At 64.0% G+C, this 19,960-nt stretch carries 19 protein-coding genes; 3 read left to right on the forward strand and 16 right to left on the reverse strand.

The window, feature by feature from the left end; genetic code table 11:
* Positions 1 to 2: 2 nt before the first annotated feature.
* Complete coding sequence (locus GA0071312_RS15300) at positions 3 to 1,199, reverse strand: DUF2336 domain-containing protein (RefSeq protein ID WP_074445664.1); 1,197 nt, start codon at positions 1,197 to 1,199, stop codon at positions 3 to 5.
* Positions 1,200 to 1,328: 129 nt separating this feature from the next.
* Between GA0071312_RS15300 and moaB the strand changes: the two genes are divergently transcribed.
* Entirely contained in the window at positions 1,329 to 1,883 is a 555-nt protein-coding gene (moaB, locus tag GA0071312_RS15305) for a molybdenum cofactor biosynthesis protein B (protein ID WP_074446245.1), read from the forward strand.
* 10 nt (positions 1,884 to 1,893) lie between these two features.
* On the opposite strand, the gene GA0071312_RS15310 is transcribed toward moaB, so the two are convergent.
* The 6 genes from GA0071312_RS15310 to GA0071312_RS15335 form a co-directional block, all read right to left on the reverse strand.
* The gene (locus tag GA0071312_RS15310) at positions 1,894 to 2,430 is read right to left on the reverse strand and encodes a hypothetical protein (protein ID WP_238947314.1); all 537 of its coding nucleotides are present in this window, start codon (positions 2,428 to 2,430) and stop codon (positions 1,894 to 1,896) included.
* A gap of 98 nt (positions 2,431 to 2,528) precedes the next feature.
* Entirely contained in the window at positions 2,529 to 2,999 is a 471-nt protein-coding gene (locus tag GA0071312_RS15315) for an ureidoglycolate lyase (protein WP_074445666.1), read from the reverse strand.
* Between the two features lie 102 nt (positions 3,000 to 3,101).
* Complete coding sequence (locus GA0071312_RS15320) at positions 3,102 to 3,482, reverse strand: DUF6481 family protein (protein ID WP_074445667.1); 381 nt, start codon at positions 3,480 to 3,482, stop codon at positions 3,102 to 3,104.
* A 35-nt stretch (positions 3,483 to 3,517) separates the two neighbouring features.
* Positions 3,518 to 3,739: a hypothetical protein gene (locus tag GA0071312_RS15325; protein ID WP_074446246.1), complete on the reverse strand. Its 222-nt coding sequence runs from the start codon at positions 3,737 to 3,739 to the stop codon at positions 3,518 to 3,520.
* A gap of 127 nt (positions 3,740 to 3,866) precedes the next feature.
* Complete coding sequence (locus GA0071312_RS15330) at positions 3,867 to 4,076, reverse strand: cold-shock protein (RefSeq protein ID WP_074446247.1); 210 nt, start codon at positions 4,074 to 4,076, stop codon at positions 3,867 to 3,869.
* Positions 4,077 to 4,498: 422 nt separating this feature from the next.
* The gene (locus tag GA0071312_RS15335) at positions 4,499 to 5,704 is read right to left on the reverse strand and encodes an IS256 family transposase (RefSeq protein ID WP_074444054.1); all 1,206 of its coding nucleotides are present in this window, start codon (positions 5,702 to 5,704) and stop codon (positions 4,499 to 4,501) included.
* Between the two features lie 389 nt (positions 5,705 to 6,093).
* Between GA0071312_RS15335 and GA0071312_RS15340 the strand changes: the two genes are divergently transcribed.
* Complete coding sequence (locus tag GA0071312_RS15340; RefSeq protein ID WP_074445668.1) at positions 6,094 to 7,095, forward strand: ParA family protein; 1,002 nt, start codon at positions 6,094 to 6,096, stop codon at positions 7,093 to 7,095.
* A 227-nt stretch (positions 7,096 to 7,322) separates the two neighbouring features.
* Here the strand turns inward: GA0071312_RS15340 and GA0071312_RS15345 are convergent, their stop codons facing one another.
* Together GA0071312_RS15345 and galE are read right to left on the reverse strand one after the other, a co-directional pair.
* Positions 7,323 to 9,707, reverse strand: coding sequence for an ATP-dependent helicase (locus tag GA0071312_RS15345; protein ID WP_074445669.1), 2,385 nt, complete (start codon positions 9,705 to 9,707; stop codon positions 7,323 to 7,325).
* Between the two features lie 75 nt (positions 9,708 to 9,782).
* Positions 9,783 to 10,757: a UDP-glucose 4-epimerase GalE gene (gene galE / locus GA0071312_RS15350; RefSeq protein WP_074445670.1), complete on the reverse strand. Its 975-nt coding sequence runs from the start codon at positions 10,755 to 10,757 to the stop codon at positions 9,783 to 9,785.
* 169 nt (positions 10,758 to 10,926) lie between these two features.
* Here galE and GA0071312_RS15355 point away from each other — a divergent pair, with 169 nt between their 5' ends.
* Entirely contained in the window at positions 10,927 to 11,805 is an 879-nt protein-coding gene (locus tag GA0071312_RS15355) for a UTP--glucose-1-phosphate uridylyltransferase (RefSeq protein WP_074445671.1), read from the forward strand.
* A 6-nt stretch (positions 11,806 to 11,811) separates the two neighbouring features.
* Here the strand turns inward: GA0071312_RS15355 and GA0071312_RS15360 are convergent, their stop codons facing one another.
* From GA0071312_RS15360 to GA0071312_RS15390, 7 genes are all read right to left on the reverse strand, one after another.
* Positions 11,812 to 13,605, reverse strand: a complete 1,794-nt coding sequence (locus GA0071312_RS15360; protein WP_165604055.1) for a peptidoglycan L,D-endopeptidase MepK — start codon at positions 13,603 to 13,605, stop codon at positions 11,812 to 11,814.
* A gap of 242 nt (positions 13,606 to 13,847) precedes the next feature.
* The gene (locus tag GA0071312_RS15365) at positions 13,848 to 14,408 is read right to left on the reverse strand and encodes a hypothetical protein (RefSeq protein ID WP_074445673.1); all 561 of its coding nucleotides are present in this window, start codon (positions 14,406 to 14,408) and stop codon (positions 13,848 to 13,850) included.
* A 171-nt stretch (positions 14,409 to 14,579) separates the two neighbouring features.
* Positions 14,580 to 15,650: a hypothetical protein gene (locus GA0071312_RS15370; RefSeq protein ID WP_074445674.1), complete on the reverse strand. Its 1,071-nt coding sequence runs from the start codon at positions 15,648 to 15,650 to the stop codon at positions 14,580 to 14,582.
* 276 nt (positions 15,651 to 15,926) lie between these two features.
* Positions 15,927 to 18,110, reverse strand: a complete 2,184-nt coding sequence (locus tag GA0071312_RS15375) for a putative bifunctional diguanylate cyclase/phosphodiesterase (protein WP_165604056.1) — start codon at positions 18,108 to 18,110, stop codon at positions 15,927 to 15,929.
* Between the two features lie 108 nt (positions 18,111 to 18,218).
* Complete coding sequence (locus GA0071312_RS15380) at positions 18,219 to 18,722, reverse strand: acetyltransferase (protein ID WP_074445676.1); 504 nt, start codon at positions 18,720 to 18,722, stop codon at positions 18,219 to 18,221.
* Between the two features lies 1 nt (position 18,723).
* Positions 18,724 to 19,482 carry a tRNA1(Val) (adenine(37)-N6)-methyltransferase gene (locus GA0071312_RS15385; RefSeq protein ID WP_108721924.1) on the reverse strand — a complete coding sequence of 253 codons (759 nt, stop codon included), beginning with the start codon at positions 19,480 to 19,482 and terminating at the stop codon, positions 18,724 to 18,726.
* 11 nt (positions 19,483 to 19,493) lie between these two features.
* Positions 19,494 to 19,721: a putative signal transducing protein gene (locus tag GA0071312_RS15390; protein WP_074446248.1), complete on the reverse strand. Its 228-nt coding sequence runs from the start codon at positions 19,719 to 19,721 to the stop codon at positions 19,494 to 19,496.
* Positions 19,722 to 19,960 lie beyond the last annotated feature (239 nt).

Here is a 19,960-nt window from a genome sequence, read left to right on the forward strand (position 1 = left end):
GGTCAGGCGGAAGCGGCGACGGGCTGCGGCGACGCGACCGGCGGTGAGGCATCTTCAGCTTGCGGCTCCAGACCCTGCAGGCTGCGAATTCTTGCAGCTTTCGCCTGCGCGCGCGCCGTTGCCTTCGCTGCGGCCCGCTCCTGCGCGATCAGCGATTTGACATCGGTGATGCTGGCGAGGATCCGGCCCGCCTCCTCGCGCGAGCATTCGCGGAAATGACGCAAGGCGCGGTGGGGTGTGGTGGTCGAGGCGATCTGTTTGAGCCGCGAGCAGACGAGCTTCAGAAAAGCCCATTCGTCCATCCCCGCCGCGCGCGCAAGCAACACCACCCCGCGCTCATAGGAGCCGCAGATCAGATCGAAGGCGAGACCGTCATCGATCCCCGCCGCCTCGGCGAGCTTGCGCGCTGCGCGCGGCAGCGAGCTGGGACGGGTATGTTCGAGAATCAGCTCGGCCAGCTGTCGCTCTGTTTCGAGCACCGCCTCCTCCTCGTCGCTCAGGCCGAGTGGCGGCATGTCGTCGAGCTGCGGCTCTTCATCCGCGCTGAATCCGGAGACGAGCAGCCGCGCCTTGTCCTGGTCGACACAGGCCCCCCAGAACCGCGCCACGTCGTCTTCCGGAATATCCCAGCGGTGGCACAGCGCGGCGCGGATATCATCGTCTTCGACCGCCATGGCGGCGACTTCGGCGAAGCCGGAGCGGTCGAAGCGCGCCTTGCGGTTGCGCGCACAGACCGCGATGGCCTCCTGGTCGCCGCGCTGCAGGAGCCTGGCGCAGGCGCCCGCATGGAGATCCTCGCGACGCGCCAGATCGCGCAACGCCTCCGCCGGCGCTTCGGCGATCAGCCGCGTGAGTTCGTCCTCGGGCTGGGCCTCGGCGGCAGGCGGCGCCTTCTCTCCGGATTCACGCGCCTCCCGGGCGATGGCCAGTTGGGCGAGGGCGAGGATCAACGTGCGCGGGGCGTGTTCGTGCAGGGCCATGCGCCGGGTCGCCTCGCCGATCGTGCGCGCCGAACAACGCGGCGCGACCGCGATGATCAGATCCATGCAATCGTCGCGGCGGGAATCGGGCAGTTGCGGGCCGCGCTCGATCAGCACATCCACGAGCAGGTCGAACGCACCCTCATAGCCGCCGCCCTGCCTGACGAGCAGTTCGAGCCGGCTTTCGATCGTGTCATCCTGCTGTGAACCATGCTCCATTGTAAAATCCATCTGTCGCACCACCAAGAGGATGCGATTGGCGCTGGAATTCTCGCCGGGAAAGTTTACATTCTGCTTAAAGGTTGCTTTCGCAATTATGAGAAACAAGGCCACACCACCGAGCAGATCATGAAAATCGACGAGTCCCAGCCCTTCATTCCCGTCGCGATCGCCGTGCTGACCGTCTCCGACACGCGTGATCTCTCGCAGGACCGCTCCGGCGATACGCTCGCCGCGCGCATCGCGCAAGCCGGCCACACGCTCGCCGATCGCGCTATCGTGCGCGACGAGGTCGAGGCCATCCGCAAGCAGGTCTCGGCCTGGATCGCCGATCCCGCCATCGAGGTGGTGATCACCACCGGCGGCACGGGTTTCACCGGTCGCGATGTGACGCCGGAAGCGATCGAGCCACTCTTCGAGAAGCGGATGGACGGTTTTTCCGCCGTTTTCCATCGCATCAGCTACGACAAGATCGGCACCTCGACGCTGCAATCGCGCGCCACGGCGGGGGTGACGAACGCCACCTACATCTTCGTGCTGCCCGGCTCGCCCGGCGCCTGCAAGGATGCCTGGGACGGGATCCTGCAGCCGCAGCTGGATTATCGCCATCAGCCGTGCAATTTCGTCGAGATCATGCCCCGCCTCGACGAGCATCTCAAACGCGGCAAATTGCGCGACGCCTGAGCGACCGCCCTCACCCGGCTGGGGCGAGATCGCGCTCGGGCTGGGGTGCAGGCTGGCGCAGGATCTGCGCCTCGACACCGGCGATGCGCGGGCGTCTGGCTGCAGCCCCGTCGAGCTTTGAGCGGTGGACGATGTCGCCGGCGCGGATCGCGCGCGACAGGCGGCCGACGCGCTCACGCAGCCATTCCCGCCAATCCGGCGCCCGGCGCGCCAGCCGCCCGATCGGATAGCCCTCGCGTTCGGCGATAAAGGCGAAGCGGTCGACCGCGCCGATCCAGCCTTCCAGAGGAATGTCACCGGCTTCGAGGCAGATGAACCAGTCGCGTCGTGCGAGCGCGGCGCCGGCGGACCACGGGTCAGACCCGGCTGCGATCACCACATGATGCGCGCCGGTCGCCTCGATGATCAGATCGATTGCCTCGCTTTCCTGCTCGACGATGACCACGGCGTCTGCCACGACGCCCTCGGCCACCCCGGTGACCAGGGCGGAAAGCGTTGCGGCGAGGGCCTCGGGCCCGGCGCGGGAATGGACAAGTGCGCTCAACATCATCAGCAAATATAAAGCAAAGCTTCGCAAATGTCTCCTGCTGCACTGCACAAATCGCGCGCACCCGCCGAAAGTCGCACGTGTTGCACGCCGCCCCGTCAGCCCGAGACGATGACCGGCTCCGTCAGATCGACGAATTCCTCGTCTCCGTCATCGCCGGCGCGCCACATCCCGAGCGCAAATGTGCCCGGCCCGTCAAGCACGGTGAGCGGGTGATGCCAGACATCCGCGCCGAAGATGATCCCCGCATCCGGCCCGGCAATGAAAGCCTGCATCCGCTTGATATCCGGCCCGCCATTCGCCGCATGCGGCGCCACCACGACGAGCCAGCGCGCCGCCTGCATCGGCACGAAGCTCTGCGACGAAAATTCATGCCGCTCCATCAGCTTCACTGCGAAGGGAAGCACCACCGGCTCGACCACGCGGGCAATGCTCAGGCTCGGCTTCGCCTCGGGGCGCAGGTTGGAAAGCCCCGCATCGAAATAATCCCGCCCGGGCCCGTCAGGCGCGCTCAGGACGGTGCCGAAGGGCGCGAAACTGGCGGGGTCGAGGGGTTGGGCTCTGATCATGGGGGGAGTGTAGCGGGGGATTTTCTGGGCGGATAGAGGGGGAAGCGGGCAGTATGGCTGCCCGTCATCGCCCGACCGATCCCCCAAAACAGCGCGATCCCGTTATTTCTGTCGCGCCTTGCGGTTTGCGTAGCGCTCATCGCGTGCGGCCTTTCGCGCGGCCTCATCCTCGATGACGCGCGAGACGCGGTCTTTCTCGGCCTTCTCACGGCCTTCAGCTTCGGCCTTGGCGGCGGCATCGGCGGCGGCCTGACGCTCCGTCGCGACAGCCTCGATCCGCGCCTGCTCATCGCGCTTCAGGCGTTCTTTCTCCGCCTGCCGTTCTTCCCTGGCCGCAGCGATAGCCTTGCGTTCTGCCTCGCGTGCGAGCCGGGTCGGCTCAGCGGCTTCCTTTGCGGCACGATAGGATTTCAGCAGAGCGGCCTTCGCTTCGGCAGCGGCGCTGCGGCGGTCAGCGAAATCATTGTCTTTCTTGTTCTTCAAGTCTCTGTTCCGTTTCGATTCTGGTCACGCTGGGCTCAGGCCTTGATGGCCCGCCTCGATTTGAGCGCGGCTGTCGCCCGCGTGCGGTCATCCGCTTCCCTTGCCAGGCGGGCATTCTTCAATCGCGAAGTCTTGTCCTCGCGCGCCTGTGCCATCGTGTCGATTTCTTCAATGACGCGGTTTCGCGCCATCAGCTGCGATTGCACCTTCGTGAAGGCGCTCTCCGCCTGCTCGCGGGGCTTGCTATATTGCGACATGATCATCCCTCCGGCTCGCCTGATGACGAGCGGCAATAAAAAAGGCCAGGCAAATGCCTGACCTCTCTCAGTCTCATACTCTCGACAGTGCCAGTACATCCGTGGTCAAAGGAGAGCTGATCCCGATTCACGCAGCCTGCAAGTTGCAAGCCGACATCTTGCCGGACTTACGGTCCTGCTCCAGCTCGTAGCTGAGCTTCTGGCCCTCGACGATTTCGCGCATACCAGCGCGCTCGACGGCCGAGATATGGACAAATGCGTCAGCACCACCATCATCCGGCTGGATGAAACCAAAGCCCTTGGTGGAATTGAACCATTTAACTGTGCCGGTGACCATGACGATCCCTTTCATAGCATAGAGTGACCGCCGCCACGCAGAAGCGCGTTGCGGCTCAGGATAACGATTTTTGAAAGGGAGGTTCGTCCGGGCGCGACAGAAATCGCGCGATAACCAAAGCTCAGCAAGCAAATATCGATGACACTGTTAGTAGAGGCAGTGCTATGCGATGTCAATGATTAGTTTTGTCGCCGGGTGGGCGGGGGGCGCAGATCGACTCCGGTGTCGAAGGATTCCCGCCCGGCGGCGTCAGGGGCGCGCAGGGCGGGGGAGTTTTTGGGGGATAAGGCGGTTAACAGGTATGCGTCTTTGTGGGGGTTGGTATTTCTCACCCGAATTTCTGAGAGCTGGCGTCCGGCGAGCTGCGCGTTGGGTCGCGTCCGTCAAGCTGGTGTAATTTTCTGGATGGCCTGAGGTCATGATCAGGCGGCTTTTGTGGTTATGCTGAGGATGGGATCGATCTCCTCCTTGTCGATCTGTGCGAATGCCTCGACCATCATGTAGCGGCTTGATGTCTGCCATTCGTCATTCTGCTCGAAGAGCACGGCGCCGATCAAACGCATGATGGATGCTTCATTGGGGAAGATCCCGACGACGTCGGCGCGTCGCTTGACCTCCTTGTTCAGACGTTCAATTGGGTTCGTGCTGTGCAGTTTGGTGCGATGCTGGCGCGGGAATGACATGTAGGCCAGCACGTCGTGCTCGCTGGCATCCATGAGATCGGCCAGTTTTGGCCAGCGCGGGCGCAGTTGCTCTGCGACCTTGCGCCAGGTTTCGCCGGCATGGGTGCGGTCGGGTTGATCGAAGGCCTGTCGGATGGCAGCGGCGACGACAGTATGCTGACCACGCGAGACATGGGCCAGGGCGTTGCGCATCCAGTGGACGCGACAGCGTTGCCAGGTTGCTTCGAAGACCCGGGCGATGGCGGCTTTGAGGCCTGTATGCGCGTCGCTGATGACCAGTCTGACGCCCCCCAGGCCGCGAACGCGCAGGGATCGAAGGAACTCGGTCCAGAATGTCTCGGCCTCGGACGGGCCGATACCGAGGCCGATGATCTCACGGCGTCCCTCGGTGTTGGCGGCCACGGCGATTATTGCGGCGACTGGTACGATCCGTCCGCCCTGGCGCACCTTCAGATAGGTGGCGTCGAGCCAGAGATAGGGCCATTCGCCGGTGAGCGGGCGGTTCAGGAACTCGCCGACACGTTCGTCGATGTCCTTGCACAGCTTCGACACCGTGCTCTTCGAAATGCCGCTCAGCCCCATGGCCTGCACCAGCTCATCGACGCGACGGGTCGAGACACCACTGATCCACGCCTCCTGGATGACGGCCACCAGCGCCTGTTCCGAGGTCTTGCGCGCTTCGAGAAAGCCCGGGAAGTAACTGCCTTGACGCAGCTTGGGAACCCGCAGGTTCAGCGTGCCCAGACGGGTATCGAGAGCGCGCTCTCGATACCCGTTACGCCACGTTGTGCGTTCGCCGCTGCGCTCGTGCTTGCCAGCGCCGATCAGGCCTTCGACATCCGCCTCCATGATCAGCTGCAGGACGGCCTCGGCAACGCTGCGCAGAAAGTCTCCCTGATCGTGCTTGGCCAGAAGTTCGGACAGGTCCATGTTCGTCTTGGTCATCGGGGTCTCCATGTGGTCCGGGGTTGAAGTCAGCAAACTCCACCTCGACCATACACCTCGATGGCCACCCAGGATCACACCGTTGACGGCACTGAAATTACACCAGCTCCTTGGACGCTACCCTGCGCGTTGGGGCATGACTTGGGATGGGAAGCGGTCGGGCTGCGCGATCTCAGCATGCGACGTATCACCATTCGAAGCACGTCAACGAGAACGGCTGGATCGAAAGCCTATCTTGCGCTGCTAACGCCCACGACTAAACGGCTGTCCATGCCGAGACTTGTGGACATCCCTACATTTTTTCTGCAGTTCCGGAAAACTAATTTTACATCTGCAGGAAACGTACCCTAGATTGCGTACGCCCATATGCTGATTGATAGGAGTCTCGAATGACCAAAAGCATTGCGATTTTCAATAACAAAGGCGGCGTCGGAAAAACGACATACATGTATCACGTTGGGCATCTTCTCGCCGCGCGTGGGCTCACCGTGCTGATGGTTGATTGCGACAGTCAGTGCAATCTTACTGCGTATTGCTTCGGCGACACTGCAATTCGACACTCCTGGGGCCCGGACGGCAACAGCATCTACCGAGCACTTGAGCGTGTTGCACGAGGCATCGGCGACATTCGCCAGAGGCAACCTAGTCCTGTTCCACATGCTAAGGGCAAGCTATACCTCGTGCCCGGAGACCTTCGCCTGAGCGATTTCGAAGATACATTGGGAGACACTTGGAGTGCCGCACGAGGCGGTAATGAGCCGGCGGTGCGAGCTCAATCTGCAATCCATCGCTACATTAGATGGGCGAGCGAGAAAGTAGGCGCAGACTTGGTGTTGTTGGATCTTGGCCCCAATCTAGGCGCACTGAACCGAGCCGTCCTTGCCTCAGCGGATTATTTCATTACGCCGTTGGCTCCCGACCTATTTTCCATCAAAGGAACCGAAAACCTCGGCAACAAGCTCGTCGCATGGCGAAATGAGTGGGATCAAACTAACGCTGCATGGCAGGATCCCACCCTGTCGATTCCGAAGGGGAAACCAACCTACCTTGGCTATGTTGTTCAACAACATAATATCCGTACAAATGCAGCTGGAATGACGGAAGGCTGGCAAATTTATGGGAACGAACTCGAGCCTGCGATTCAAGAAAACATCATCAACAAGCTCACCCCGCTGAATCAAGTCCAATTTTGGACTGATGATGACTATAAGCTAGGCATGATTCCGAATCTTCACAGCCTTGTTCCGTACTCAATGGATGCCAAGAAGCCCATTTTTTACTGTAATTCTGGCGATGGTGTACGCGGCGCTCATCTAAAAAAAGCGCATGACTCAGCTGATCACTTTGAAGACATTGTTGATACTTTGAATTCGGTTTCCTCTTGGCCTTAGTAATTGCTTGTATATACATAATTATTTTGCATTACATTAGTTGATTGCATTTAGAACGCTATAAAATTCGAAATACACCTGAACAGAGAAAGCGCTTTTCGGTTGACATGGCCGAAAAGAGATCCTGACCATTACAGTATTTGAATTGAATGGTTGGGAAGTTTTTGGGTACCGACGCCGTCGAAGCGACTTGCTGAAATGAAGTCGACTACATTCTTTGCCCCCCCTCACGTCCGCTCCACAAAACTATCCAGCACCATCTTCCGCCCCGCCTTGTCGAATTCCACCGTGAGCTTGTTGCCGTCCACCGCCGCGACGGTACCCGGCCCGAATTTCATATGCAGCACCCGCGCGCCGGGCTCGAAAGTCGATTCCGTGCCCGTTGAACGCGCGACGAGTTCGCCCTCGATCACCGTCGGGCCGGATCGTCCGCCGCCGCCGCGCCAGCCGCCGCCGCCCGCATCGCTGAAGCCGCCGGCGGCCTTGCGGCTTTGGGCGCGCTGCCAGCCGGGGGTTTCGTAGCTGGAGCCGAAGCTTTCGATCTGGTCGAAGCGCGAGCCGCCCGGGCGTCCACCGAAACCACCACCAAATCCCCCACCGAACTGCGCCTGCGCCTCCGTCACCTCGACGGATTCTTCCGGCAGCTCGTCGACGAAGCGGCTCGGCACCGTGGCGTTCCACATGCCGTGGATGCGCCGGTTCGAGGCGAAGAAGATCTTGGCCCGGCGGCGCGCGCGGGTGAGGCCGACATGGGCGAGGCGGCGCTCTTCCTCGAGGCCCGACAGGCCGCTTTCATCGAGGGCGCGCTGGTTGGGAAACAGCCCCTCCTCCCAGCCGGGGAGGAAGACGGTGTCGAATTCGAGCCCCTTGGCCGCGTGCAGCGTCATCAGGCTGACGCGGTCCTCGTTATCGGCCTCGTTGCGCTCCATCACCAGCGAGACATGTTCGAGGAAGGAAAGCAGATCGGGGAATTCCTCCATCGAGCGGACGAATTCCTTCAGGTTCTCCAGCCTGCCATGGGCATCGGCGGATTTGTCCTTCTGCCACATGTCGGTATAGCCGGATTCCTCCAGAACCACCTCGGCGAGCTCGTGATGCGGCATGGTCTCCCGCATCGCGCTCCAGCGCTCGAAAGCCGCCATCAGATTGCGCAGGGTGTTGCGCGGCTTCGCCTTGAGCTCGTCCGTCTCCACGAGAAAGCGCGTGGCCTGCATCAGCGGCACCTGAGCCGCACGGGCGTGGTTGTGCAGGATCTGCAAGGTCGCATCGCCCAGCCCGCGCTTGGGCGTGTTGACGATGCGCTCGAAAGCAAGATCGTCGCTCGGCGAATTCACGCAGCGCAGATAAGCCAGCGCATCGCGGATCTCGGCGCGCTCGAAGAAGCGCGGGCCGCCGATGACGCGATAGGGCAGCCCGAGCTGGACGAAGCGATCCTCGATCTCGCGCATCTGCGCCGAGACACGCACCAGCACGGCGATCTGCGACAGCGCGTGACGGTTGGCCTGCAGCGCCTCGATCTCCTCGCCGATGGCGCGCGCCTCCTCGCCCGAATCCCAGGCGCCGGTGACAGTGACCTTCTCGCCGGGCTCGTCCTCTGTATGGAGCGTCTTGCCGAGACGGCCTTCATTGAAGGCGATGAGATGCGAGGCGGCGGAGAGGATATGCCCGGTGGAGCGGTAATTGCGCTCCAGCCGCACCACGGTGGCGCCGGGAAAATCGTGCTCGAAGCGCAGGATGTTGTCGACCTCGGCCCCGCGCCAGCCATAGATCGACTGGTCGTCATCGCCGACACAGGCCAGGTTCTTGCGCTTTTGCGCGATCAGCCGCAGCCAGAGATACTGCGCGACATTGGTATCCTGATACTCGTCCACCAGCATGTAGCGGAAGCGGTTCTGGTAGAGCTCCAGAATATCCGGATTCTCGCGCCACAGCCGCAGGCATTCGAGCAGGAGATCGCCGAAATCGGCGGCGTTGAGCGTCTTCAGGCGCTGCTGGTAGAGCGCATAGAGCTCGCCCCCGCGCCCATGCGCGAAGGCGCCGGCCTCGCCGGGCGGCACCTTGTCGGGCCCGAGCCCGCGATTCTTCCACGAATCGATCAGCCCGGCGAGCTGGCGCGGCGGCCAGCGTTTCTCGTCGATCCCCTCGGCCTGGAGAATCTGCTTGAGCAGGCGCAGCTGGTCGTCGGTGGCGAGGATGGTGAAATCGGAGCGCAGATCGACGAGCTCGGCATGCCGGCGCAGGATCTTGGCGCTGATCGAGTGGAAGGTGCCGAGCCAGGGCATGCCCTCGCCGACCTCGCCGATCAGCGCGGCGATGCGCTCTTTCATCTCCCGCGCGGCTTTGTTCGTGAAGGTGACCGAGAGGATCTCGAAGGGGCGCGCCTTGCCCGTGGCGATCAGATGCGCGATCCGCGTGGTGAGCACCCGCGTCTTCCCCGTCCCTGCGCCGGCCAGCACCAGAACCGGCCCCTCCGTCGCCTCGACGGCGCGACGCTGCTCGTCGTTCAGACCTTCCAGATAGATGGCAGGCGGGGAAGCCGCAGCGCGGGCGCGCGCGGAAATGGAACCGCCTCGAGCGGGCGGCACTCTCTCGTGATCATCGGGCCGACTCATGCGCCGAACATGGACCAGAACACGAACGTCGTCGAGTCGCTCCGCCACTGTGCGAAGCGGATTTCGCCCGCGCGTTCACGCCCGCCGCCGCTCCCATTCCAGCGCATGGCGCACGATGGTCTCGAGATCATCGTGACGCGGTTTCCAGCCGAGCAGGCCGGGGAGCTTGTCGGCGCGCGAGACCAGAGCCGCCGGGTCGCCGGCGCGGCGCGGCGCCTCGGTGACGGGGAAGTCGCTTCCTGAGACCCGCTTCACCATGGCGATCACCTCGCGCACCGAGAAGCCATGGCCGTAGCCGCAATTCAGCACGAGATTGTCGCCGCCACCGCGCAGATGGGCGAGCGCGCGCAGATGCGCATCGGCGAGATCGGTGACGTGGATATAGTCGCGCAGGCAGGTCCCGTCCGGGGTCGGATAATCGGTGCCGAAGATCGACAGGCCCGGGCGCTTGCCGAGCGCGGCTTCGCAGGCGACCTTGATCAGATGCGTGGCGTTGGGTGTGGACTGCCCCGATCGCCCCTGCGGATCGGCCCCGGCCACGTTGAAATAGCGCAGGACGACATAGCGCAGCGGCAGGACATGCGCCGCATCGGCGAGCATCCACTCGCTCATCAGCTTGGAACGACCATAGGGGTTGATCGGCGCCGGCGGCACCTCCTCGCTCACCGGCGATTCCTCCGGCTCGCCATAGATTGCGGCGGTCGAGGAGAAGATCACCTGCCCGACCCCGGCATCCTGCACGGCGGCGATGAGGGCGCGGGTCTTGACGGTGTTCGCCTCGTAATAGCCGAGCGGATCGGCCACCGAATCGGGCACCACGATACGCGCCGCGAAATGCGCCAGCGCGCTCACGCCGTGCTGCGCGACGATATCGCGCACCAGTGCCTGATCGCTGACATCCCCGATGATCAGCGGCACGCCCTCGGGCACGGCATCGCGGTGGCCGGTCGAGAGATCGTCGAGAACGACGACGCGCTCCCCCGAATCGCGCAGTGCGAGCACCATATGGCTGCCGATATAGCCCGCACCGCCGGTCACCAGCACTGTCATTGCAACTCTCCGCCGTTTCACGGGTTTCTATCCGACAAGCGCCGCCATATCATGGCTTCGTCACGAACATGGGGCAGCTCTGGTCGGACAATCTAGAGATGAAAGATCACGCGTTCCTTAACGGCAGGATCAAGCCGGAACGTCAGTGCAAGAAAGGGGTGGAACTCACATGCAGCCTGTTCGCAAGGCCATCATTCCCGTCGCGGGCCTCGGCACCCGTTTCCTGCCCGCCACCAAGGCGGTTCCCAAGGAAATGCTCACCGTGGTCGATCGCCCGGTGGTGCAGCATGTCGTCGATGAGGCGCGTGCTGCGGGAATCGAGCATTTCGTCTTCGTCACCGGGCGCAACAAGGGTCCGATCGAGGACCATTTCGACATGGCCTACGAGCTCGAGGCAACGCTTCGCGAGCGCGGCAAGACCGCGGAATACGACGCGCTGATGGCGGATCTGCCGGCAGCCGGCGCGACGAGCTTCACCCGCCAGCAGGCGCCGCTCGGCCTTGGTCATGCGGTCTGGTGCGCGCGTGACATCGTCGGCAACGAGCCTTTCGCGGTGATCCTGCCCGACATGCTCTCGCGCGGCTGCATGACCCAGATGCTCGCAGCTTACGGTCGCCATGGCGGCAACATCATCGCGGTCGAGGAAGTGCCCGAGGACGAGACCCACAAATACGGCATCGTCGCCGTGGACGAGGCCTTCCGCGACGACGAGGCCGGACGCACCTATCGCATCACCGGCATGGTCGAGAAGCCGCCGCAGGGCGAGGCGCCATCGAACCTGATCATCTCGGGGCGCTACATCCTGCAGCCGGAGATCTTTGATCTGCTGGCCGATCAGGGGCCGGGAGCGGGCAACGAGATCCAGCTTACCGATGCGATGAAACGGCTCGCGGAAAGCCAGGATTTCTTCGCCATGCGCTATGACGGGCGCACCTTCGATACCGGCTCGAAGCTCGGCTACCTCGTGGCGAACCTGGCCTACGGGCTGGAGGACGAGACGCTCGGCCCGCAATTGCGCGCGGAGATCAAGTCCCTGCTGGAGGGCTGAATCGGCTTACTGCCGGACCGGCAGTGGCGCCACGGCGGGGCCGGAAAACGCGCCGATTGTCGGCCCGGGCACGCTCTCCTTCGCAAAGCCGAGCGCGAGACCCGCCTCGCGCACGCCGACGAAGCCGGTCGGCGCCTCGCGGCCCTGAGGCTTCGCCTGCGCAAAACGCAAGGCGCCGTTGCTCGCGGCGGAACGGCGCACAGCCTCATCCGCATGGGGCTGCCCGGTGAAGAGCACCCGCCAGCTGGCACGCGGATCGCGGGCGGTGGTGACAGGATCGCGCGATGACGGCGCACCGGGTCTGCCGGTCGAGGCCGTCGCGGTAATCGCTTCTCGCGCCACAGGCGGCGGCGCTTCGAGCGCGGCAACGGCAATGCGCCCATCGGAGGCTTCGGCGGGTTGCTCCGCAGCTTTTTGCTGCGTTGCCGTTTGCTGCGCGGGGGTGTCGTCGCGGATCTCGCCACGCAGGCCGAGTTGCGTCAACGGATCGTCCGAAGCCGCCTCGGTCGCCGGATCGGCGAAGGCGGTGACCAGCGTGCCGATGGATTCGAACGAGGTCGGGCGGCGCGGCGGCATCGGCAGCGCATCAAGGCTGGCGAGGGAGGCGGGCATCCCACCCGAATCGCCAGCTTGCGACGCGTCGGCGATCCCGGTTTCAACCACGCGACCCTCAGCCTCATCGGCGGAGACGAGTGCTTCCGGACCCTGCTGCCAGGCCATGGCCGGGCCGAGTTCGGCGGGACGCGGAGCCGGCAGCGGCGGGGCTTGCGCCATGGCGAGATCGCGCGACGGCGCCGCATCATCCGGCGAGGGGCCGGTCTGTGCCGGACGCGGTGCAGGTGGCGGCGCCGGCGGTGCTTCGGGCAGAGAAGGCGTGACCCGTTGTGGCGCCTCGGCGACGCTCGCGGGCGCGGGCGCGGATGATGCCGACGCGCGGGCAGGCAGTGAATCCGCCTCGGCGATATCCTGCTCGCTCTCTTCGGGGATGCCGAACAGGGCGCGCCAGAGGCTGCGGCGGCGTGTCGGCGCCTCGGCCACCTGACGCCCAGTCTCACCCATCACGGTGCCACCGGCGGCGAGGATCTCGCGGCGCGCCTGGTCGAACCCGGCGAGCGGCTTGCCGTCGGAGGGAATATGGACAGTGCGCTGATCGGGGAACAGGCCGACCAGTTGCCGGCGATTCATGCGCGGCCAGTGGCGCACGCCACCGGTATCGAGATGCACGAAGGGCGTGTTGGCGCGCGGGTAATAGCCGACACCGCCACGCTGCATGCGCAGGCCGATCGTGCGGATGCGCTCCGCCGGGACGTCCGGCAGGTAGAAATCGACGGCCTTGCCGACGGTATGCTGGCTTTGCTGCGCGACATTGCCGGAGCGGCGGCGCAGCGCCTCGTTGGTCTGGGGTGCGCGATAGGCGGAGACGACATGGACCGGCTGACGCGAGCCGGTCGAGCGATGCACTTCCCAGAGCAGATCATAGAGGCGCGGATCCATTTCCTTCGCCTCGTCGCGGCGCCAGTCGCGCATCACCCAGTCGAGCTGGCGCAGACCGCTGCGATCATAGCGCCCGTGCCGCCGGAAGGTGACGCTGACGCGCTCGCCGGTATGCATCTGGATGATCTCGAGCGTGCGGGTATCGCCATTGGCCACCGCATCCTGCGTGCCCCGGGTCAATGCGATCACGAGCACGAGGGACAGGGCCAGAGCCATGACACGACGCGCGCCGACACGGCCGAGAAACGCTCTGATCCGCCCCGATCCCACGATTTCTACTCGCCTCCCGCCACCGGTTCTGCGCATCCGCAGACTCCGCGCACCCGATCCTGCCATGCGCGACATTCGAACGGAAACATTAACGCCGCGTAAACCCTGTGCGGCGACCACCCCGCCGCGCGCCCGACACTATCGTCATGCAATCTGATACGGCAAAGTTCAAGTCCGGTCACGCCGTGGCGCACAAGAGGGGCTTTTCCGTAAAACGAAAAACGCCCGGCGGAGAAACTCCACCGGGCGGCCTGTCATGGCGATAGGAAGGGCGAGGGTCAGCCGATGAGGTTCGGAATTCCGCTTGCATTATTCATATTGGGCAACTGATCGATCGATGGCCCCGAACCGGGAACAAGCGGGTGATGTTGCCGCTGCGACATGTCCCGATTAAGGATCTCATTTGCCTGTTCCCGCCCGTTCAACAAGGACAGAACCTCACCGAGGGCCCCCTGATTCTGTTGCAGAAACATGGAGATCAGGCTCGTGACTAAATCTTCGTTCCCTCGATCGTCGAGGACCTGCGGGAGGAACTCAACGATTGCAGCGAGCCGGAAATCGGTCGGAGCAAACCCGGCCGCTTCGAATGCGCCAAAAAGATCTTCCGGCTTCATCTGACCGCTCGTGAGACGAACCATAAGCTCATCAACCTGCCTCGACAACTCTCCCTCGTTGAAAACGTTAAAAACCCCCGAAGCAGTCGGAAGCATGGACCCCAGAGGATTAGAGGAGTCGAAGCGTTGCGTCGCGAGAGAAAACGCCTGAGCCCCCTTCTCCAGAATCGGTTCATTAGCGATCTGGCCTACAGTGGAAAGCACGTTCGGCATATTGAGATTCATATCTGTCTCCTGAAACCAATGAAATAATGAAAGCACTGTGGTAAATTTTCTGAATAATTTCAATATATTTTAGATAACTAAAAATTATATATTTTGCGAAAATTAAAATAAAACGACCTCCCCACACGGGGGAGGCCGTCTCCTGGGTCGACATGGCATCGCCTGCCCGTATCAGCCGACTTCCTCTTCGAGCATATCCTCCGTTGCGAGTTCCTGCGTTGCGAGGTCCTCCGATGCATTCATGTCGATCGGAAGCCCATCGGCGATGTTGCCGTCGAGGTCATCAAGAGCGGGATTGGACGGCGCGCCGCCCTCCTCTTCACGCCGCACGGAGTCGGCGACATCGACTGCACCCCAGACGGGGAATTCACCCAGATCCGTATGCCCCAGGTTCAGGAAGGCGTTCCTGAATCCTTCCTCATCCCCTGCATCAAGGAGATCGAACAATTCCTCGTATGCCGTCACGATGTTGTCCGGCGCACCGCGATCCGACGCGCGGGCTGACAGTTCGGCGAATGTCGCCTCGCGCATGGCGGTCGGATCCTGCATTGCGTAGTCGAGGATTTCGTTCAGGTCATCGTAGGAGAACGGCCCGGCCATATACCCCTCTTCCGAAGGCGGCGTTTCGGTGATGAGCGGGATGGAACCCTCACCGGTGCGGGTGGCCTCGTTCACGTCACGCTGATAGGGGGTGAGGTTCACATCCTGGCCACCGGAAACCGATGCGCGCTCATCGAGAGGAATGCTGTCCGCGACGTTCCCGGCGTGATCACCACCCGGCCTGATCGACATTTCGGGGTTTCCGCGCGGGTCGAAACCCGGACCGCCCGGCGTCATCATGTCCGGGAACTGCATGCCCCCGGACTGTGAGCCGCCGGGGGGCTGGTTGCTCAACCGCTCCAGCATGGTGACCAGTTGCATCATGCGCTCGAGAAAGAGAATCGCGCCGGCCAGTTCGTCCGAAACACCCGGGCCCATGCCCTGCATACCGGAAAGCGCGTCGACCTCAGGCGAGCGCATGGCATACCGATCTGCATCGAAACCCATCGCATCAGGGTCGAGGTCACCAACGCGACCGCCCCCGCCCGTCATCATGGTCGGATCCGCGACGTGAGGCCCGGCATCATTCAGCCCGGCATCACGAAGCCCGGCCAGATATCCCTGTGCATAGACCTCCGCCTGATCACTCGGGAATGCGCCCTGATCACTCGTGGCGCCCGGAACAGCTCCGGATTGCTGCATCGAACCGGAAATCGCGCTGCGGAATTCTTCAGACCCCCCCTGGTCACGGAGGGCTCCGTTGTCATGGACACGACTCGTCCGTTCGAGAACCATCAACTCGCTCATCACATAACTCCCATATATTCTTGATACCGCAATTCTTGATAGCTTATCCTATGTATGATCGCAAATGATTTTAAACAACTAAAAATAATTGTTAACTATAAATTAAATACGTAAATGAATAGTCGCTCGCGCCTTCTGTGCATTGGCGCCATCCCTCCCGCGCAGCCGGATTCAGACGAGGAAAGCGTCGGCGTTATCGATGATCGCTGCGCGCGCGGCGAGATAGGCCGTGACGGCGCCGTCGCGCTCCAGGCGCGGGCTGAGCAGATCGCCCTGCACGTAGTGACAGCCCCAGCGCGCGAGCTGGTCGAACTGCGCCTGTCGCGCAACGCCACCGGCGGCACCCTGGAGGCCGAAACCGCGTGCGAGCGCAAGGATCGTCTGTGGCAGATCGGCCTCGGCACCGGGCCGGTCGATACCCGCGATGAGTGCTTCACCCATGCGCACCACATCGACCGGGAAACGCCGCAATTGCGTCAGCGAGGCATGGCCCGAGCCGAAATCCTCCAGCGCGATCCGCATGCCGGCCTGCGAAAGATAAACCAGCGCATCGCGGATGACGTCGGCGGAACGCTCATGCAGGGCCTCTTCGGGCAAGGCCAGTTCGAGATGCACGGGCAGGATCCCGGCATCGCGCAACACCGCCTCGATCGCCGCCGCGCGCTGCGGATCGCGCAGCAACGCGGCGGATACGGGCAGGCTGAACAGACCCGGATCATGCCCCTGCGCGAGGAGCCGCCCGCGCATGGCGATCACCTCGGCCAGCATCCGCTCGAACAGGTTGCCGGCGAGGTTGCTCGCCTCGGCAATGGCCAGAAGCTCGCGCCCGGCCACCTCCCCCTCCGGATGCTGCCAGACCGGTGTCACCGAAAAACCGGCATGGCGCCCGTCAGCCATGGCGATGAACGGCGTATAGGCAAGCCGCAAAGGCGCAGGCATCATCGCGCCCGCCTTGCCGGCGGGATCCCCATCGTTGAGCAGACCGGCCAGCGCCCGGGCGAGGCTGCGTTGCCGCAGGGCCTGCCGGCGCAGATCGCCATCGAAGACCCGCCAGGCGTCGCGCCCTCCGGCCTTGACGGCATAGAGCGCGGCATCGGCACTGCGATAGAGATCATCCGCCTCCGCGCCGTCACGCGGCGCCAGCGCGGCGCCGATGCTGACGGAGGGGTGATATTCACGCCCGGCCAGGTAGAGCGGCGCGCGCAGGGCGGCGATCAGCCTGTCGAGCCGCTCTTCGAGGGCATCACCATCAGCGATCTGCTCGAGGATCAGCGCAAATTCGTCCCCGCCCAGCCGTCCGGCACAATCGCGCCCGCCCGCAGCCGCGGCGAGACGCTCCGCGATCGCGCGCAGCAGCGCATCGCCGGCCTCGTGGCCGAGCGTGTCGTTGACGTCCTTGAACCGGTCGAGATCGACGCAGACGAGCGCGATGGCGGCCTCGGGTTCGCGTGCGATCGCATTGATCTGCCGCGCCTCGGCCTGCAGGGTCCGGGCCTGAAGCGCACCACGCAATTCTTCATGGAAATGCGTGCGGTTGGCCAGCCCGGTCAGCCCGTCATGGCGGGCGAGATGCGCGTTGCGCGCCTCGTCGCGAATGCGCTGCGAGGCTTCGACGACGGTACCCTCGTAGAAAGCCGGATTGCCTTCGGCGTCACGCACGACCCAGGCATTCTCGGACACCCAGATCCGCCGACGCGAACCCGTGGTGATCACCTCGGAGACGAAATCGGTGACCTCGCCATGCTCATGCATCAGACGCGCGAACTCGTCTCGGCGCCTGGGATCGACATACCATTCGTTGCCGATATCGATGACGGTCGCGATCAGTTCTTCCTCGCTCTCCATGCCGTTGAGCTTGACGAGAGCGGGATTGGCACGCACCTGCTTGCCGTCGAGGCTGGAGCGATAGACGCCGATGACGCTGTTGCGAAACAGGCTGTCGCCGTCGCCGGCATCAAGCATGTCGCGGTCGACGGGACGGCGCAGCCAGTCGGGATCGCTGTAGAGCCGCAATTCGCCACCGTCGGGCAGCGGATAGCGGCCGACATGACGGCGCGCACCCGCGCGCCCGAGGCCGATCGCGCTTTCTCGCGCATCAAGCGCCGCGCGATCATGCAGGTGCGGCTGTACGGGGAAAGGCCAGCCCAGCACCTCTGCGGCGCGCGGGTTGCAAAGGATGAGCCGGCCATCAGCGGCGATGACAATCACCCCCTGCACCATCTGCAACAGAAGATGCGGCAGAATTTCATGTGGAGAAGGTTCTGCCGGAATCGAGGCGTCCGGCATGACGGGCTGTGGCGGACGGCTTTTGCCGTCACCTTCCATCCCATCCACCTGTAAACGTGAGGCCGCCATCAATCCCATCTCCGCAAGAACTGCCCTCGGGGCAGGTACACCCGGGGCAGGTAGACCCGGGGCAGGTACACCCTCTCACGGCAAAGGTTAGAATCGGGTGAAGCTTCCCTAAGGGAATGGCGCATCGGCCTCCAGCCGCAGATGCAGGATCGGATAGGGGCGTCCGCAGGCATCGAGCCGTGAGCGTCCGGCGGGCCTGAAACCGAGCCGGGCATAAAAGGCGCGCCCCGGCCAGTTCTGCTCGTTCACATCGACCCGCACGGCGCGCAGCCCGGTCCCGACACCCCGCCATCCCGGCGGCTTGCGTGCATGCGCCACGAGGGCGCGCCCAACCCCGCAGCGTGCGTGATCGGGATGCACGAACAAGGCCTCGATATGCTCCGCCGCCATACCGATGAAACCGAGTGGCGCATCACCGGCTCCCGCCGCCACCGCAACATGCGCGCGCGGCAGGTAACGCTCGCGCACGAGTTCGGCATAGAAGGCGCGGTCGGCAGGGGCGATGAAATCATGCGTCGCCGCCACCGCCGCCTCCCAGATGGCGAACAGCGCTTCGGTCTCACCCGGATAGGCGCGGCGAATGCGCCGGAGGGCTGGCCGCCGCGACGTCATCTCAGGCGCCCCATCCGAAATGCACGCTCTCGCCGCGATGCAGCGCCTCGGCCCGGGGCGTGAAGCGCCCGTCATCGCCGTGCAGGACGAGCGGCGGGTTGATCCGCAAGGGCGTGCGCGCGCCCTTGATCGCCGTGATCAGGACCCGCGTGGCCGGCGCCCCGGCGCGCGGCAGAACCGGCGTCACCACGATCGCCCCCATACGCGGCACCAGGGCCGCGAGGCAGGAATCGAGCTTGTCGGCACGCTGGATCAGCGCGAGCCGCCCGCGCGGGCGCAAGGCTCGGATCGCGGCGCCGAGCCAGAGCGCCTGCCCGCCCTCAAGGGTGACATGCGCCCGCGCCCGCCCCGGCTCCGGCGAGACCGGCGCCTCGTCCGGCTCGAAGAAAGGCGGGTTGGTATAGACCCGGTCGATGCTGGCATGATCCAGCGCCGGCCCGGCGAGGAGATCGGCGCAGACGACGAGATTGTGAGAAGCGCGGCCGTTGGCGATCGCATTGAGCCGGCACAGATCCGCGAGTTCGCGCTCGCGCTCGATCATGACGACGCGGCAATCCGTTGCCTCGTGTATTGCCATCAGCCCCACCGCGCCGCTGCCCGCGCCGAAATCGGCGATCCACTCCCCGCGCCCCGGGACGAGTGCGGTAGCCAGCAGCACGGCATCCGTCCCGGCCCTGTGGCCGCGCGCGCGCTGGATCAGGCGGATACGCCCGGAGAACAGCGTGTCGTGCGAATACGAAGCCGGATCGGGGGCCGTCATGGTCGGATTCATCAAGGCGGGTCACGCAATTCATCGGCGAGGCCGGCATCGCGCAGCAGGCGGCGCGCGCCATCAGCCTCGTCCTCCACCACCAGCAGACGGCGCGGAATCGCGCCGATCGAGCCTTCGAGCACGCTCATATGCGTATCGACGAGCAGCACGTTGAACCCGGCATCGGCAAGCAGCGATTCGGCGAAGGAAAGCAGGACAGGATCATTGGCGCGAATCAGTTCGACCATTTCGACTCCATGGACCGCAGAATGCGCCGCAGCAACGATCGTATTCCCGAAAGCGGCGCAGCAGGACCGGTTGCGGGCGATCATCGGGACAGCGCTCGCTGCGGCGCACACGCGCGTTGCTTCTCCCGGCCCCGCGTGGCAGTTTGCATTGACCGCGCGCGAGAGGGATATTTCGCGTTGCAGTCTAGAGGTGAATTTACGGGTTGGAAAGGCGGCATGGACGCGCTACCTCCCGACCG

It is taken from the genome of Saliniramus fredricksonii, assembly GCF_900094735.1.
Classification (GTDB): Bacteria; Pseudomonadota; Alphaproteobacteria; order Rhizobiales; family Beijerinckiaceae; genus Saliniramus; species Saliniramus fredricksonii.

Excerpts from the sequence above, each read along its gene's own strand:
- GA0071312_RS15375 (WP_165604056.1), bottom strand. The coding sequence starts at position 18,110 with ATGGCGGCCTCACGTTTACAGGTGGATGGGATGGAAGGTGACGGCAAA.
- GA0071312_RS15370 (WP_074445674.1), bottom strand. The coding sequence starts at position 15,650 with ATGCAGCAATCCGGAGCTGTTCCGGGCGCCACGAGTGATCAGGGCGCA.
- GA0071312_RS15330 (WP_074446247.1), bottom strand. The coding sequence starts at position 4,076 with ATGGTCACCGGCACAGTTAAATGGTTCAATTCCACCAAGGGCTTTGGT.
- GA0071312_RS15385 (WP_108721924.1), bottom strand. The coding sequence starts at position 19,482 with ATGACGGCCCCCGATCCGGCTTCGTATTCGCACGACACGCTGTTCTCC.
- GA0071312_RS15365 (WP_074445673.1), bottom strand. The coding sequence starts at position 14,408 with ATGAATCTCAATATGCCGAACGTGCTTTCCACTGTAGGCCAGATCGCT.
- GA0071312_RS15380 (WP_074445676.1), bottom strand. The coding sequence starts at position 18,722 with ATGACGTCGCGGCGGCCAGCCCTCCGGCGCATTCGCCGCGCCTATCCG.
- GA0071312_RS15300 (WP_074445664.1), bottom strand. The coding sequence starts at position 1,199 with ATGGAGCATGGTTCACAGCAGGATGACACGATCGAAAGCCGGCTCGAA.
- GA0071312_RS15390 (WP_074446248.1), bottom strand. The coding sequence starts at position 19,721 with ATGGTCGAACTGATTCGCGCCAATGATCCTGTCCTGCTTTCCTTCGCC.
- GA0071312_RS15340 (WP_074445668.1), top strand. The coding sequence starts at position 6,094 with ATGACCAAAAGCATTGCGATTTTCAATAACAAAGGCGGCGTCGGAAAA.
- GA0071312_RS15315 (WP_074445666.1), bottom strand. The coding sequence starts at position 2,999 with ATGATCAGAGCCCAACCCCTCGACCCCGCCAGTTTCGCGCCCTTCGGC.
- GA0071312_RS15325 (WP_074446246.1), bottom strand. The coding sequence starts at position 3,739 with ATGTCGCAATATAGCAAGCCCCGCGAGCAGGCGGAGAGCGCCTTCACG.
- GA0071312_RS15310 (WP_238947314.1), bottom strand. The coding sequence starts at position 2,430 with ATGTTGAGCGCACTTGTCCATTCCCGCGCCGGGCCCGAGGCCCTCGCC.
- moaB (WP_074446245.1), top strand. The coding sequence starts at position 1,329 with ATGAAAATCGACGAGTCCCAGCCCTTCATTCCCGTCGCGATCGCCGTG.
- GA0071312_RS15345 (WP_074445669.1), bottom strand. The coding sequence starts at position 9,707 with ATGAGTCGGCCCGATGATCACGAGAGAGTGCCGCCCGCTCGAGGCGGT.
- GA0071312_RS15335 (WP_074444054.1), bottom strand. The coding sequence starts at position 5,704 with ATGACCAAGACGAACATGGACCTGTCCGAACTTCTGGCCAAGCACGAT.
- GA0071312_RS15360 (WP_165604055.1), bottom strand. The coding sequence starts at position 13,605 with ATGCGCAGAACCGGTGGCGGGAGGCGAGTAGAAATCGTGGGATCGGGG.
- galE (WP_074445670.1), bottom strand. The coding sequence starts at position 10,757 with ATGACAGTGCTGGTGACCGGCGGTGCGGGCTATATCGGCAGCCATATG.
- GA0071312_RS15355 (WP_074445671.1), top strand. The coding sequence starts at position 10,927 with ATGCAGCCTGTTCGCAAGGCCATCATTCCCGTCGCGGGCCTCGGCACC.